Annotated in this window: 14 protein-coding genes; 6 read left to right on the top strand and 8 right to left on the bottom strand. The window is 70.7% G+C overall.

The features are described 5' to 3' along the window. Positions 1-67: 67 nt before the first annotated feature. Positions 68-2,455 carry an immune inhibitor A domain-containing protein gene (locus NMK44_RS28625; protein WP_254748392.1) on the bottom strand — a complete coding sequence of 796 codons (2,388 nt, stop codon included), beginning with the start codon at positions 2,453-2,455 and terminating at the stop codon, positions 68-70. A 331-nt stretch (positions 2,456-2,786) separates the two neighbouring features. On the opposite strand from NMK44_RS28625, the gene NMK44_RS28620 reads away from it, so the two are divergent. Then, on the top strand, positions 2,787-3,083 hold the full coding sequence (locus tag NMK44_RS28620; RefSeq protein WP_254748390.1) for a hypothetical protein: 297 nt from the start codon (positions 2,787-2,789) through the stop codon (positions 3,081-3,083). 11 nt (positions 3,084-3,094) lie between these two features. On the opposite strand, the gene NMK44_RS28615 is transcribed toward NMK44_RS28620, so the two are convergent. From NMK44_RS28615 to NMK44_RS28605, 3 genes are all read right to left on the bottom strand, one after another. Beyond that, positions 3,095-3,595: an RDD family protein gene (locus tag NMK44_RS28615; protein WP_254748377.1), complete on the bottom strand. Its 501-nt coding sequence runs from the start codon at positions 3,593-3,595 to the stop codon at positions 3,095-3,097. Positions 3,596-3,667: 72 nt separating this feature from the next. After that, positions 3,668-4,279 (bottom strand): RDD family protein, encoded by a 612-nt coding sequence (locus tag NMK44_RS28610; RefSeq protein ID WP_254748366.1) that lies wholly within the window; start codon positions 4,277-4,279, stop codon positions 3,668-3,670. 76 nt (positions 4,280-4,355) lie between these two features. Next, complete coding sequence (locus tag NMK44_RS28605; protein ID WP_254748364.1) at positions 4,356-5,996, bottom strand: RDD family protein; 1,641 nt, start codon at positions 5,994-5,996, stop codon at positions 4,356-4,358. Positions 5,997-6,495: 499 nt separating this feature from the next. Here NMK44_RS28605 and NMK44_RS28600 point away from each other — a divergent pair, with 499 nt between their 5' ends. Further along, on the top strand, positions 6,496-7,245 hold the full coding sequence (locus NMK44_RS28600; RefSeq protein ID WP_254748362.1) for an SCO2400 family protein: 750 nt from the start codon (positions 6,496-6,498) through the stop codon (positions 7,243-7,245). Here the strand turns inward: NMK44_RS28600 and NMK44_RS28595 are convergent, their stop codons facing one another. The 3 genes from NMK44_RS28595 to hppD form a co-directional block, all read right to left on the bottom strand. Then, entirely contained in the window at positions 7,246-8,613 is a 1,368-nt protein-coding gene (locus tag NMK44_RS28595; RefSeq protein WP_254748359.1) for an FAD-binding oxidoreductase, read from the bottom strand. Between the two features lie 73 nt (positions 8,614-8,686). Beyond that, entirely contained in the window at positions 8,687-9,712 is a 1,026-nt protein-coding gene (locus NMK44_RS28590) for a phage baseplate protein (protein ID WP_254748357.1), read from the bottom strand. 209 nt (positions 9,713-9,921) lie between these two features. Further along, on the bottom strand, positions 9,922-11,067 hold the full coding sequence (gene hppD / locus NMK44_RS28585) for a 4-hydroxyphenylpyruvate dioxygenase (RefSeq protein WP_254748355.1): 1,146 nt from the start codon (positions 11,065-11,067) through the stop codon (positions 9,922-9,924). Positions 11,068-11,213: 146 nt separating this feature from the next. On the opposite strand from hppD, the gene NMK44_RS28580 reads away from it, so the two are divergent. The 4 genes from NMK44_RS28580 (at position 11,214) to NMK44_RS28565 (ending at position 13,969) form a co-directional block, all read left to right on the top strand. After that, the gene (locus NMK44_RS28580) at positions 11,214-11,681 is read left to right on the top strand and encodes an Lrp/AsnC family transcriptional regulator (protein WP_254748410.1); all 468 of its coding nucleotides are present in this window, start codon (positions 11,214-11,216) and stop codon (positions 11,679-11,681) included. A gap of 82 nt (positions 11,682-11,763) precedes the next feature. After that, positions 11,764-12,357, top strand: coding sequence for an ArsR/SmtB family transcription factor (locus tag NMK44_RS28575; protein ID WP_254748344.1), 594 nt, complete (start codon positions 11,764-11,766; stop codon positions 12,355-12,357). A gap of 22 nt (positions 12,358-12,379) precedes the next feature. Beyond that, positions 12,380-12,592 (top strand): hypothetical protein, encoded by a 213-nt coding sequence (locus tag NMK44_RS28570; RefSeq protein ID WP_254748342.1) that lies wholly within the window; start codon positions 12,380-12,382, stop codon positions 12,590-12,592. Between the two features lie 21 nt (positions 12,593-12,613). Then, positions 12,614-13,969, top strand: a complete 1,356-nt coding sequence (locus NMK44_RS28565) for an MFS transporter (RefSeq protein ID WP_254748339.1) — start codon at positions 12,614-12,616, stop codon at positions 13,967-13,969. Here NMK44_RS28565 and NMK44_RS28560 read toward each other — a convergent pair. Continuing rightward, a complete protein-coding gene (locus NMK44_RS28560) occupies positions 13,908-14,693 on the bottom strand; it encodes a S16 family serine protease (protein WP_254748337.1) in 786 nt (261 codons plus the stop codon). The genes NMK44_RS28565 and NMK44_RS28560 overlap by 62 nt on opposite strands. Between the last annotated feature and the right edge of the window lie 31 nt (positions 14,694-14,724).

Genomic DNA, 14,724 nt, shown 5'->3' with positions numbered 1-14,724 from the left:
CGGCCGCCGCCCGCTAGGGGGCGACGGCCGCTACCGTTTTGACCTGCGAAAACGCAGTTTTGTTGAACTATGAAGCTGACGGTCCGACGCGTACGGTCATCTTGGAGCCGTCCTTGCGCTCCTTGAGGATCTTGATCCGGGTGTCGGTGTCAGCAATCTTGACGCCACCGGTGGGGTTGCTGCTGTCCCAGTACGTGTTCTTACCGTCATCGAAGACCGGAATGCCCGTCTTGCTCTTGATCTTCGCGGCCTTGCCGTCCTTGTGGACGGTGTAGCCGTCGCTGCGGAACGAGCTGAAGGGCGAGTCATACGCCTGGAACCGGTTTCGCATGAGCGAGCCGTCGGCCCACTTCTCGGCGGTCGGGTGCGCGTCGATCGGGAGGATCAGACCGGTGCCCGGGTGGGCGCTCACGTTGTTGTCCGGCTGCGAGGTGTCCCACTTCCAGATCAGCAGACCGTTCTGGTAGGGGAAGTGCTCGACCCAGTTGGGACGGGTGGAGGTCCAGCCGAAGTTGTACGGACCGGTCTTGAGGGTCTTGTCGTACGACACGTACTGGCGGTTCTCCGCGAGGTAGTACTGCGGGTAGTCCTTGGTGAAGGAGCTGCCGATTCGCGAGAAGCCCTTGCTGGTCCAGCCGTTGTCGTCCCCCTCGGCGTTGTCCGAGAAGACCGGGGAGCCGTCCGCGGTCAGCGTGAGGGAGTCGGCGGCGAAGCCCTTCTGCGCCACCCCGCCGTCGGTCTGGTAGCGGAAGCGCAGGTCGATCTTCTTGCCCGCGTAGGCGTCCAGCGGGAAGGAGAGCTTCTTGTACGCGCCGGAGGTGCCGGTCAGGGCCGGCTTGTCACCGGCGTCCCGCGGGATGGCCTTGCCGTCCGCGGTGCCGTCCACCGGCGTCCAGTTGGCGCCGCCGTCCGTGGAGACCTCGGCGTAGAGGTAGTCGTAGTTCTCCTCGATGTCCCACCAGCCCTGGAGGTCCAGGGTGGCCTTGGACTTGCCGGTGAGGTCCACCGAGCGGGTGAGGGTGTTCTTGAGGTCATCCCCCATCCCGCTCCACCACTGCTTGGCGCCCTCGGCGGGCTTGACCACCTCGGTGGTGACGGGCTTGGCGGGCAGCTCGACGACCAGCGCCTGCTTGTCCTTGGTGTTGTACTCCGCGACACCCAGGGTGTGGGTCGACTTCTTGCCCGCCTTGGCGGTCGCGTGGTTCAGCCAGCCGAGCTGGAGCTTGTCCCAGGCGTTCATGTCACCGGGCAGGTCACCGATGGAGTCCTTGCCGGTGCCCAGCCAGGAACCGGAGGACATCAGCGACCAGAAGGCCACCGACGACTCACCCTTGCCGCTGGTGTCGTACTCGTCCGGCAGACCGAGGTCATGGCCGTACTCGTGGGCGAAGACACCAAGGCCACCGTTCTCCGGCTGCATGGTGTAGTCGCCGACCCAGATGCCGGAGTCACCGATCTGGGCGCCGCCGGCCTTGTTCTCGGCCGGGCCGGTGCGGCCGGCGTCGGTGCCGTAGGCGTACCAGCGGTGGGCCCAGATCGCGTTCTCGCCCTGGGCGCCGCCGCCCGCGGACTCGTCCTCACCGGCGTGCACGATCTGGAAGTGATCGATGTAGCCGTCGGGCTCGTTGAAGTTGCCGTCGTTGTCGTGGTCGTAGCGGTCCCACTGGTCGTACTTCGACAGATCGGCCTTGATCTGCGCGTCGGTACGGCCGGCCGCCTTCTGGTCCTTGGCCCACTGGTTGACCCCGTCGCGGATCAGGTCCCAGGCGTTGGAGCAGTTGGTCTGACCGCAGTAGTTGGACCCGTAACGGCCCTCGTTCCAGTCGACCTTGACCCAGTCGGAGACCTCACCGTCGACCGAGTACCGGCCGGAGGACTGCCGCTCGTAGTACTTCTTCAGGGACTCCTTCTTCTTGTCCTTGGAAAAGTACATGTCCTGGAAGTGCTTGCGGTTGAAGTCCTTCTTCCAGTCCGTGCTGTTGTCGTCCTTGCGGTCCGGCTCGGCGATGGTGTTGTGCGCCGGGCCCGGGTCACCGCCGTACTTCTTCACCGGGGGCTTCGGACCGTCGCCGTCCGGGTCGACCATCGTGGTGTTGTCGACCTTGTCGCCGAACTCGACCAGGATGGTGAAGATCTTGTCGGTCTTCTCCCGGGCCAGCTCGACGTACTTCCCCTTGCCGAGCTTCACCACCTGCGAGCCGCCGCGCTTGGCGGTCTTCGCGTCCCCGGAGATGACCTGACGCAGGGCCTCCTCGCGCTGCGCGTCCTGCGTCTTGCTGTAGGGGCCGGCCAGATCGTGTTTCACATCCGTCTTCGCGGGCGCCGGGTCCTGACGCTCAACTCGCGTAGACGGGGTGTCCGCCTGTGCCATGCCGGTGGACAGGGCCGCAGCACCGAGCGCGGTCACCACCGTGGCTATGGCAGCCGATCTGGCCGCCCTCCGTTGACTCTTCACTTGTTGATTCCTCCCCTTTACGCCGGTGCGGACATTTGACCGGAGTGGCAGGAGAAAAGACAGACCTTGACTTGGATTGGTAGGACAAGTACGTTAACCGGTCCGCCGGATACCGGTCACCGAACGTCAACGGGCGCGCCCATCTCGCCAGTTGGACGGCGTGATGATTCCGTGCGCCCCTCATGCAACGGCACCGTGGGTGAGGTCACGCTTACCGGCGCTCCCCGTCGGGCATCCAGCACCGTAGAGTCATTTGGGCTGTGCACATCAGCCTGACTCCTGCCAGACGCATAACCCCCCGCATACCGATGCCTTGAGGACGGATCTCGCCATGCCGCGTCCGACTCCTGCACAGCTCGCCTACGGTTCGGCCACCGTCATCGTCTCGACCTTCGCCCTGCTGCTGGTGTCCCAGGCCAGGTCAGCACTGTGGGTGGGGATCATCGCGGTGGCCGGTCTGCTGCTCGGGCTCCTGGTGGCCGTCACCGGCCCGTTCGCCCGCGCGGCCCGTGCGCCCCATACGCCCCGGGGCTCCCGTGCGGTCCGTGCGCACCGGCCGCGCGCGGGTACCGCGGCGCGCGCCTCAGCCGGTACGGCGGGCGTCGGCGAGCACTCGTTCCACGGCTGAGACCGCCCGGTTCACGCCGTCACCACCACGGTCCGCGCCGCCTTGTCGTGCAGCGCCCGCCGGTACGGCTTGTCCCAGTACAGCGATACCGAGTTGACCAGCCAGAACACCGTGCCGACCAGCACCGGCACCAGCATCCCCGGCAGGGCGTACACCGCGGCCCGCACCCAGCCCCGGCGCGCCGGGACGTCCCCGTCGGCGAGCATCGCGACACGGATCCGCAGCAGCTTCTTGCCGAGCGTCTGGCCCGTGCGGGACAGCATCGTGCCCTCGTAGCCGAAATAGACCGCCATGGTGAGCACCAGCGCCAGGGTCACCCTGGCCATGTCCTGTTCGCCCGGGTGGTCCATCGAGTACTGGAGCGCACCGGTCGCCGCCAGGGCGACCGCCCAGAGAACTCCGAGGACGAGGGTGTCGACGAGCCGCGCGGCGAAGCGCTGACCGGGCGTCGCCAGCGGGGGCATCCCGGGGAGCTGGGGAGTCTGCGGTGGCGACAGCGGCTCGGGGCTCATGCCCCGATTACATCAGCAGCCCCTGGCCGCCCGGTAGCTCAGGGTCGGTGGCGGCTTCGCGCGGATCCGGCGTCAGGGCGCGGCGGACACCACCACGGTCTTGGCCGCCTTGTCGTGCAGACACTGCCGATACGGCCGGTCCCAGGTGCACCACAAGACGTTGATCAGCCAGAAGATGAACCCGCAACAGGGCACGATCTCGGGGAGGGCATAGACCCCGGCCCGCACCCAGCCGGGCTGACCGACCGGTGGCTGGCCGTTCTCCAGCATCGCCACCCGGATCTTCATCGCCTTCTTCCCCACTGTCTGGCCGTAGCGGGTGAGCATCAATCCTTCGTAGACGAAGTACACCAGCGCGTACACCACGGTGACGCTGGACGAACGGGCGCTGCCGTCCACCGGGTCGTATCCGCCCAGGATCGCGGCCATGATCAGCCCCACCGGGATACCGATGAGCAGCGCGTCGATGATCCGGGCGATCAGACGGCGGCCCAGATGGGCCAGCGGGGGCATACCCGCGAGCGGATCGCCCTCGTCACGGTGTTCGCCGTACGGGGTGCCGTTGGTACCCCCGGTACCGCCGGTGCCCTCGGAGGTGCCCTCGGTCGGCGGATGCTTGGCGAACGGATCGCTGCCCCGGTCCCGGGGCTCATCGGCCCCGGGGGGCGGCTGGTCGGTGCTCATGGCCCGAGTCGAACCCGGAGCCGGGGTCACCGCATCCGGCACACCCCGTTCGGGCGACCCGGATGGTCCATCCGCCTCAGCCGGACGCCGCCACGAAGGTGCCCGCCGCCTTGTCGTGCCAGCACTGCCGCCACGGGCGGTCGAACAGGCACCAGAGCACGTTCAGCACCCCGATGACCAGCAGTCCCAGCACCGAGTAGACGAGCCAGCGGCGCAGCGCGGCGCCGAACGACGGCTTGTCGTGCCCCTCGATGTCCAGGACCCGCACCCCGGCCAGCTTCTTGCCCAGGGTGCGGCCCCAGACGGCGCTGGGCAGCGCCTCCAGCAGGATGCCGAGGACCAGCAGCAGTCCGGCCACGGCGCCGAGGTAGGCGCCGGTGGTGCCGTCCAGGAGATAGACCGTGACGGTCTCACCGGTCTGCTTCGCCGTCTCGACCTTCTCGTCGATGTGGTCGCTCGCCCTGCTCCACAGGGGCAGCGCGGCGGCGCCGACGATGCCGAGCAGGACGACGGTGTCGATCAGCCGGGCGAGCAGCCGGCGGCCGAGCGCGGCGGGCCGCCCCTCGGCCTGCGCGGCCTGGAGGAAGGGGTTGTCGGCGGGCGGCTTCCACGGGATGACGCCCTCGGGCCCGCCCTGCTGGGCGCCTTGCGGGGCGCCTTGCTGCGCGAGTTGGTGCACCTGCTGCTGCCAGGCCGGTGCGCCCGGGGCACCGCTCTGCGGGGGTACGCCGCCGTGGGGCTGCGGTTGCTGTGGCTGGGGCTGCGGCTGCTGGGCCAGCTGGGCCTGTTGCGCTTGGTGTGGCGGCTGCGGCTGCGGCTGCGGCTGGGGCTGGGGACGCTGTTGCTGCGGAGGCTGGGCCGGGGGCGCGGCACCGGCGGGACCGGCCGTACCGGCGCCCTGGCCCGCTCCGCCACTGCCGACCGGGCCGAACGCCATCGTCCCCTGGTCCCGCCCCTGCCCCTGGCCCTGGCCCTGGTCGGCGGCCGGGGTGTTCTCCCTGCCGTCCGCCGGGGGCAGTTCAGGGTTCCGTCGCACCGACGGCAGTACATGGGTGGAACGGTCCTTCGGCGGCTGGGCGCCGCCCCCGCGGATGGTCAGCGTGGAGTTGTCCGGGCCGCCGCCCCGCTGGTCGCCGCCGCTCGCCGGGTCCTCCGCCGCACGGCGCGGATCGGGCACCCCGGGCAGCGGTCCGGCCGGGGCACCGCCGGGGCCGTCGTGCTCCGAGCCCCAGGAGATCCGTCGGTCCTGTTCACCGCCGAACCCGGCCTGCCGTGAGGTGTCGGCCTGCCAGGCGGTCGCGGGTTCCGGCCGGGAGCCGTGCAGCCGCCGCGGATCGTCCCAGTCCACCGGAGGCGTCGTCCCGCCGGGCGGCACCGGTGCGGTCCCCGCGCCCCCGGTACCGGTGTCCCGGACGTCCATCTCACCGCGCGGGCGTAGCTCCGGCAGCGCCCCGCCGGTCCCCTCCGCCGGTCCTGGCGAAGGGTCCTCGTCCAGGAACATCGGGCCGGTCTCGTCCCCCACCGGTGGGAGCACCTGAGTGTGGGTCACCCCGGGGGGCGGCGCGGGCAGGGACTCGCCCTCGGCCGGCGCGGGCCTGCTGGTGCCCGGCACCCAGGCCGCGCCGTTCCAGTAACGGATGTAGCCGGGGATGGACGGATCCGGATAAAAGCCAGGAATGGAGCTGCCGTCCGTGGACCCTGAGGTAGAGGCGCTCATGATCTCCGATATCCCATATCTACGTCTGCCGTGTCTCCTGCGCTGCGCCGGAGCGGTGCCTCGCGGGTGGGGGGCCTCAGCAGTCTGCCGTAGAAGAGCCGCAGTGCAACACGGAGCGCGCGGGTCAAGGTCTATCAGACGTGACGCCGTCATGTGCCCGTCACGCGTTCACGCCACCCTCCCGTGCGAGCCCTACGCGCCGGTAGGGACGGCCCGGCTCCGCCGCGTACCGTCCCCGGCACCACCACCCCCCGACCCGTCCCGCCGTGTTGACCCACCCTCGGGCCGGTGTGAGTCGGGCCACGGTGGGGGGTCGAGCGGGGCTGGGGTTGAACACCTGAGGGTGGTCCGGCGTACCTCGTTCCGGTCGGCCGTTACCGTGACGTGACATCGCTCCGGACGGCGGACCGCACCAACCGGCGCGGAACCCGAGCCGCACCCGGGCCGATCGCCCCAGCAGGGGCGGCGCGGAACGTGCCGACGAACGGAAGGGCAACAGATGGACTACTGCGCGTCGTGCCGCAGGACCCTCAACGCGGCCGTGACCTGTCCGGAATGCGGGGCGTACGACCCGCTGGCCGGACCGGCCGACCCCAAGGCGCTGAGCTCGCAGGCCATCGCCGAAGAGGTCTTCGGGCCCGACCGCAGAGGGGGCGCGCCCGCGCCGGAGACCGTCGCGCCGCTCACCGCACAGCTCGGGCCCGGCGCCCTGACGCTCACCGAGCCCGCCCACGCACGGCGGCGCGGTGCCTCCGGCGGGAGCAAGCGGCGCCGCAGGGCGGTCGCGGTGGCGGCCCTCGCGGTGGTCGGCGGACTCGCCGCCGGTTCGCTGCTGCTGACACAGCGTTCCCAGAGCCCGTCGCACACGGTGTCCGAGCGGGACGGCGGAACGCCCCGGAAGCCGGAGGCCGATCCGCCGGAGTCCACCCCCGGCAGCGCGGCGTCGTCCGCGTCGCGCGCACCGGACCGGGCCAGCCGTCAGTCGCGGCCCACGTTCACCGCTCCCCCGCCCACGACGCCCGCGCCCCGGCCGTCCCCGAGCACCAGCGCACCGGAGCCCGAGGAGACCAGCGCATCACCGTCGGCCACCCGCACACCGCCGAAGGAGACCCCGAGCCGACGGCCGAGCCATACGCCCAAGCCTCCCAAGCCCTCGTCGACCAGCCGCCCCGGGCCCACGGCATCGGGCACGGCCACCCCCACCCCGTCGGGGTCCGGCAGCCCGTCCGGCCCGGGCTCCTCCCGGTGATCAGAAGAGCTTGCCCGGGTTCAGCAGGCCCAGCGGGTCGAAGACGCCCTTGATGCCGCGCTGCAACTCCACTCCCACCGGGCCGAGTTCACGGGCCAGCCACTCCCGCTTGAGGACGCCGACCCCGTGCTCACCGGTGATGGTGCCGCCCAGCGCCAGACCGAGGGCCATGATCTCGTCGAACGACTCCCGGGCCCGCCGGGACTCATCCGGGTCGGTGGCGTCGAAACAGACGGTGGGGTGGGTGTTGCCGTCCCCGGCGTGCGCGACCACACCGATGGTCAGCCGGTACTTCTCGGCGATGGCGGCCGTGCCGTCGATCATCTCGGCCAGCCGGGAGCGCGGTACGCAGACGTCGTCGATCATGGTGACGCCCTTGACCGCCTCCAGGGCGGTCAGGGTCATCCGGCGGGCCCGCAGCAGCAGTTCCGATTCGGCGGCGTCCTCGGCGGGGACCACCTCGGTGGCGCCCGCCGCCGCGCACAGCTCCCCGACGGCGGCGAGGTCGGCGGCCGGGTCGGGGGTGTCGAACGCGGCCATCAGCAGCGCCTCGGTGGTCTCCGGCAGTCCCATGGCGCCCATCGCGTTGACCGCGCGGACGCTGGTGCGGTCCATCAGCTCCAGCAGCGACGGGGTGTGCCCGCGCTCCATGATCCGGCAGACGGCGTCGCACGCGGTGGCCGTGGAGGGGAACTCGGCGGCCAGCACGAGCTGTTGGGGCGGGCTGGGCTTGAGCGCGAGCACCGCCCGCACGACGATGCCGAGGCTGCCCTCGGAGCCGACGAACAACCGGGTGAGGTCATAGCCCGCGACGCCCTTGGCGGTGCGGCGGCCGGTGCTCAGCAGCCGCCCGTCCGCCAGCACCACGTCGAGCCCCAGGACGTATTCGGCGGTGACCCCGTACTTCACACAGCACAGCCCGCCGGACGCGGTGCCGATGTTGCCGCCGATGGTGCACTGCTCCCAGCTGGACGGATCCGGCGGGTAGTACAGCCCCCGCTCCATCACCGCGCGGGACAGCGCCGCGTTCACCACGCCCGGTTCCACCACCGCGATCCGGTCCACCGGGTTGATCTCCAGGATGCGGTCCATCTTGACCAGCGACAGCACGATGCAGCCGTCGGAGGCATTGGCCGCGCCGGACAGTCCGGTGCGCGCGCCCTGCGGGACGACGGGGACGCGCAGGGCGGTCGCGGTGCGGCAGACGTGCTGCACCTGCTCGACGGTGCGGGGGAGGACGACCGCGGCGGGCGCTCCCGCCTCGCAGAAGCTCGCCATGTCGTGTGCGTACGCCCCGGTGACATCCGGGTCGGTCAGCACCGCCTCCTCGGGGAGGCCCTCCCGCAGCAGCTCGATGAGGTCGGTCATATGTCCAGCGTCGCACCCGGCCGCCCGCCGGGGAAGATCGCACCGCCGTGACGAGGGGCCGGACCGGGCCGGGCTACTGGGACTTGTAGTAGACGCTCACCTTGCGGTCGCCCCCGACTCCCGAGGCGAAGCCCATGCACAGCCGCCGGGGGCTGGTGAGCTGGATCGCCATCCCCTCCGGCTCGCGGTAGTCGAGCGAGTACGCGGCCTCGGTGCGGGCCCGCTGGACCAGTTCGCCGCTGCGCAGATCGAGGCAGGAGACATAGGTGTTGCCGTGGCCGGAGGGCGGATTGGTGCCGTCCTCACCGGTGTAGGCGGTGCCGGTGAGCTGGTAGACGTAGTCGCCGAGCACCGCGAAGCCCTGGAAGGTCTCGTCCGCCGCCACCCCGGTCTGGGGTATGTCGTGCACCGCGGAGTACCGCCCGGCCGTGACGTCGGTCAGCTCCATCAGCCGGTAGCGGGGCACGCCGCCCAGCCGGTAGCGCATCAGCAGCCGCTTGTTGAGCATGTCGACGGCGGGCTGGTTGGCGGTCGAACCGGGTACCGGCCGATGCTTGACCAGCGAGGACGAACCGCTGGACAGCACCGTTCCGGCGGCGAACCGGAAGCGGCTGATGGCGCGCCCGTAGCCGGAGTCGGGGTCGGCGTCGGATTCGGCCCAGAGCTGGGCGGTGGTTCCCGCCGGTTCGCAGCCGATGGCCACACCGTGCCCGAACCCCTTGAGGTACATGAAGCCCAGTTCGGTGCCGGTGAGCGACATCCTGGTCAGGCACAGGTCGCCGCGCGCGGCCCGGTCGGCGCCGGAGACGGGGCCCGGCTCACCGTCCAGCCGGATCCCGCCCTCCATGAGCTGGACGGTGTAGAGGTGCTTGTTGGTGTCGTCGAACGCGAAGGACTGGAGCACCGTGCTGTTGTGCGGGGTCCTCTCGCGCACAAGCTGGGTGGAGGGCACGGTCAGGTCGAACCGGCCCCCCTCGACCGCCGCCGACGCCTCGGTGCGGGCCGCGAAGGCGGCGAACGCTCCGGCGGCCGCGGCGCCGCCCGCGAGGGCGAACCTGCGCCTGGTCAGCCGCCCCGTGTCGGATGTGTCCTCGGACATGCGAACTCCACAACTCCCATGTGACCACGCCATGTTGGAGTGATCAGATCGCCGAGAGTGTAGACGCAGGGGGCGCCCCTCCCACCCCTGGTTCAGATTTTTCTCGCGGGACCCGCACAGCCGGATGCGCGGCCGCCCGGCATCCGCTTCCGGGCATACCGACGGCCCCGGGCGGTGGGGGGTCGCCCGGGGCCGTCGGTGGGGGTGGATCAGAGGTTGCCGCGCTTCTCCTGCTCGCGCTCGATCGCCTCGAACAGGGCCTTGAAGTTGCCCTTGCCGAAGCCCATCGAGCCATGGCGCTCGATCATCTCGAAGAAGACGGTCGGCCGGTCCTGGACCGGCTTGGTGAAGATCTGGAGCAGATAGCCGTCCTCGTCGCGGTCGGCGAGGATCTTCAGCTCGCGCAGCTTGTCGATCGGCACCCGGGTGTCACCGACCCACTCGCCGAGGGTGTCGTAGTACGAGTCCGGGACGTCGAGGAACTGGACGCCTGCGGCCCGCATCGTACGGACCGTCGAGACGATGTCGTTGGTGGCGAGCGCGATGTGCTGGACGCCCGGCCCGCCGTAGAACTCCAGGTACTCGTCGATCTGCGACTTCTTCTTCGCGATCGCGGGCTCGTTGATCGGGAACTTCACCTTCTTGGTGCCGTCGGCGACGACCTTGGACATCAGCGCCGAGTACTCGGTCGCGATGTCGTCGCCCACGAACTCCTTCATATTGGTGAAGCCCATGACCTGGTTGTAGAAGGCGACCCACTCGTTCATCCTGCCGAGCTCGACATTGCCCACGCAGTGGTCGATGGCCTGGAAGGTGCGCTTCTCCGGCGGTGCCACGATGGGGTCGGCGGCCACGAACCCGGGCAGATAGGGGCCGTCGTAACCGGTGCGCTCGACGAGCGTGTGGCGGGTGTCGCCGTAGGTGCGGATCGCGGCGAGCACCACCGTGCCGTGCTCGTCCTTGATGTCGTGCGGCTCCTCGATGCCGGTGGCCCCGTGCTCCACGGCGTAGGCGTACGCGGCGCGTACGTCCGGCACCTCGACGGCCAGGTCGATGACCCCGTCGCCGTGCTCGGCCACATGCCCGGCGAGGAAGCGGCCCCATGCGGTGCTGGGCTTGATGACGGAGGTGAACACGAAGCGGGCGCTGCCCGAGACGAGGACGTAGGAGGCGGTCTCCCGGCTGCCGTTCTCCGGTCCGGAGTAGGCCACCAGCTTCATGCCGAAGGCGGTGGCGTAGTAGTGGGCCGCCTGCTTGGCGTTGCCGACCGCGAAGACCACCGCGTCCATCCCCTTCACCGGGAAGGGATCGGCCTGCCGCGCGGTGGACGGGGTGGGGTTCAGGATCTCAGTCATACCGGAAGCGTCTCCCCGGGACTCAGGGTGCGCAATAGTTCGCGAAATCACTGGGCACTCTGTATAGCCATCCAGCGACCGCTGGCGGCATTCTGCACAGGGTGACCACCATCACAGGGGTGGTCACCCTGTGCAGGGAGGTGTCCATGGGAATCGACGGGCTCGACGCCCGGCTGATCGAGCTGCTCGCAGATGAGCCGCGGATCGGCGTACTCGAGGCGTCCCGCCGCCTCGGGGTGGCGCGCGGTACGGCGCAGGCGCGGCTGGACCGGCTGCGGGCGCAGGGGGTGATCCGCGGCTTCGGCCCGGAGGTGGATCCGGCGGCGCTGGGCTATCCGGTGACCGCGTTCGCCACGCTGGAGATCAAACAGGGCCAGGGGGCGAGCGTACGGACACATCTCGCGGGGGTCCCGGAGGTGCTGGAGCTGCACACCACCACCGGCCACGGCGACATGCTGTGCCGGCTGGTCGCCCGCTCCAACGCCGATCTCCAGCGGGTGATCGACCTGGTCGTGGGGTTCGAGGGGATCGTCCGGGCCTCGACGGCGATCGTGATGGAGAACCCGGTACCGCTGCGGATCATCCCGCTGGTGCAGCAGGCGGCGCTGGACTGACCGGAGGGCTGTCCGCGGATCCAAAGGTTCCGCTGCAAAGAAGTGCTTGCAACGGAATCTTTGCATGCTTACGCTTCCAGGCATGGCACAGAACGAGAAGCCGTTGCCCGACGACGTACGGCAGCTCGACCCGCGCTCCCTGCGCGGGCTCGCGCACCCGCTGCGGATGCGCCTGCTCGGCGCGCTGAGCGAGTACGGACCGGCGACCGCGTCCCAACTCGCCGAGCGGCTGGGCGAGTCCAGCGGTGCCACCAGCTACCACCTGCGACAGCTCGCCGCACACGGCTTCGTCATGGACGACCCGGAGCGCGGCAAGGGCCGTGAGCGGTGGTGGAAGCCGGCCCAGCGGGGCACCCGCGTGGGCAACGACTTCCACACCCACCCCGACCCGGCCGTGCGCGGAGCGATGAGCACCCTGCTGCACGAGTGGGCCACCGTGCACGGCCAGGAGCTGTCGACCTGGATCGGCAGCATCCACACCTGGTCCACGGAGTGGCGGGAAGCCGCGGACATGAGCGACTTCAAACTCCGGCTGACGCCCGAACTCGCCGGGGAAATGCGTAACAAGCTGCATGAAGTGATCGAGAGCTACCGCGAGAAGGAGGTGGACCAGGACACCGAGAACTCGGCCCGGGTCCGGATCCATCTGCACGCCTTCCCACGCGACGAGCACTGACCGAACCTCAGGGGGGACACCTATGCACGGCGACGACATCCATCTGCGGCTGCACCGCATCCGCGCCGAAAGACTTGAGCACGAGGCCCGGGAAGCTCCCGCGCGCCGCCGCCCCGATGCCCAGCCGCTGCGCACCCGGGTGGGCTGGACGCTGGTGGAGGTCGGGCTGCGGATGGCGACACCGCGCGGCCCGGGAACGGCACGGACGACACTGACGGCACGGCTCGACTACTGACCGGGACGCACAGGGGGGACCATGAACGGCAACAAAGGATTAGGGGACGACAGACCCGACCGGCGGCCACTCGCACTCGTCCTCGCCGCCAACACCGTTTCCATCGCGGGGAATTCACTCACCCTGATCGGCGTCCCGTGGTTCGTGCTCCAGACCACGGGCAGCGCCGCCAGGGCCGGACTCGTCGCCTTCTGCGCCACCCTTCCGGTGATCGTCTCCGCCGTCGTCGGCGGGCCGGTCATCGACCGGCTGGGGCGGCGGCGGGTCTCGATCGCCTCCGACGCACTGTGCGCGGTGGCCGTCGCCGCGATCCCGCTGCTCCACTTCGCCGGGGTGCTGCGGTTCTGGCAGCTCTGCGCGCTGATGGCGGTGGCCGGACTGCTCCACGCACCGGGCGAGACGGCCCGCGAGGTGCTGGTGCCGGCGCTGGCCGAACGGGCGGGCACCACCCTCAGCCGCGCGGCCAGCTTCTACGACGGTGCCTCGCGCGGCGCCCGGATGGTGGGCACGGCCCTCGGGGGCGTGCTCATCGCCTTCCTCGGTCCGGCCTCCGTCCTGCTGCTGGACGCCGCGACCTTCGGGGTCTCCGCGCTGCTGATCGCGGCGGGGCTGCGCGGACTGCCCGCCGCCGCCCCGCGCCGCGCGGCGGCCCCGGTCTCGCTCCGCGCGTACCGGGCCGAACTCCGCGAGGGCTACGCCTTCTTGCTGCACCACCGGCTGCTGCTGGCCATCGTGCTGATGGTGATGGCCACCAACGGCCTCGACCAGGGCTACTCCTCGGTGCTGCTGCCCGTGCACGCCGAACGCGACCTCGACGGTTCGGTCGATCTCGGGCTGGTGTCCGCGCTGTTCGGCGGGGGTGCGCTGACGGGCGCGCTGCTCTACGGGGCGCTGGGCGACCGTTTCTCCCGCCGTACCGTCTTCGGCGTCTGCTTCCTGCTCTGCGGACTGCCGCGGTTCCTGGTCGCCGCGTTCGTCCCCGGCCTCCAGCCGCTCGCCGTGACGATGGTGATCAGCGGGATCGCGGCGGGCATGCTCAATCCGATCCTGACCACGGTGACCTACGAGGCCGTACCGGACGAGCTGCGCAGCCGGGTGATGGGGGCGATCACCTCGGGGGTGTGGGTGGCGATTCCGCTGGGCGGGCTCGCAGCCGGCTATCTGGTGGACGGCGCCGGGCTGACGACCGCGTTCCTGGTGACCGGCTCGGTGTACTTCCTGGTGACGCTGAGCCCGCTGACCTTCCCGGTGTGGTGCGGTCTGGACCGCGAACCGGTGGCCGGGGGCCACGCCCCGGGCCCCGCCGCGGTCGGGCTCAGCAGCGCGGGACCGCCCCTCCCGAGCGCAGGGCCTGGAGAGCCGACACCGCGCCCTTGAGGGTGGTGACGGGGATCAGCCGGAGCCCCTTCGGCAGTTCGGCCTCGGCGTCCGAGCACTCGGCCTTGGGTACCAGGAAGACGGTCGCACCGTCCCGCTTGGCCGCCTGAGTCTTGAGCGGGACGCCGCCCACCGCGCCGACCTTGCCCTTGGCGTCGATCGTGCCGGTGCCCGCGATCGTCCGCCCGCCGGTGAGGTCGCCACCGCGGCCGTCGCCGTCCAGTTTGTTGACGATGCCGAGCGAGAACAGCAGTCCGGCGCTCGGCCCGCCCACATCGGCCAGCCGCAGGGTGACCTTGACGTCCTTCGCCGAGCGGTGGAGATAGCCGAGTGCCGCGCTGGTGGCGGTGGACTGCGACTTCTCCATCTCCTCGGCGTTGTGCCGCTCGATCTCCTCGGTGGTGCCGCCCACGTAGACCGAGTCGCGCGGCATCACCGCGCGGTCGGTGTCCAGCCAGCCGCTGACCACGTCCTTCAGCCGCACGGTGGCGTCCGGCCCGGTCGCCTGGATCGTGGTCATCCGTAGCTGTCCGCTGGTCCTGCGGGTGTCGGTCCCCGAGATGGTGATCACCTGCTTGCCGCGGTCCGAGCCCAGGACGTTCACCGTGGTGCCCGGCTGGGCGACGGTGAACGGCAGCGGGGCGAACGCGGCGACCGCCAGCAGGGCGAGCACGATCGCCGAGCAGATCAGGAGGACGCGGGCGCGGGGGGAGACGGCAGGCATGGGGTGAATCTAGTTGACGCGCGGGACGATC

The sequence above is a fragment of the Streptomyces cucumeris genome (assembly GCF_024295805.1).
Classification (GTDB): Bacteria; Actinomycetota; Actinomycetes; order Streptomycetales; family Streptomycetaceae; genus Streptomyces; species Streptomyces cucumeris.
This window is presented reverse-complemented; position numbering and strand designations above follow the sequence as displayed.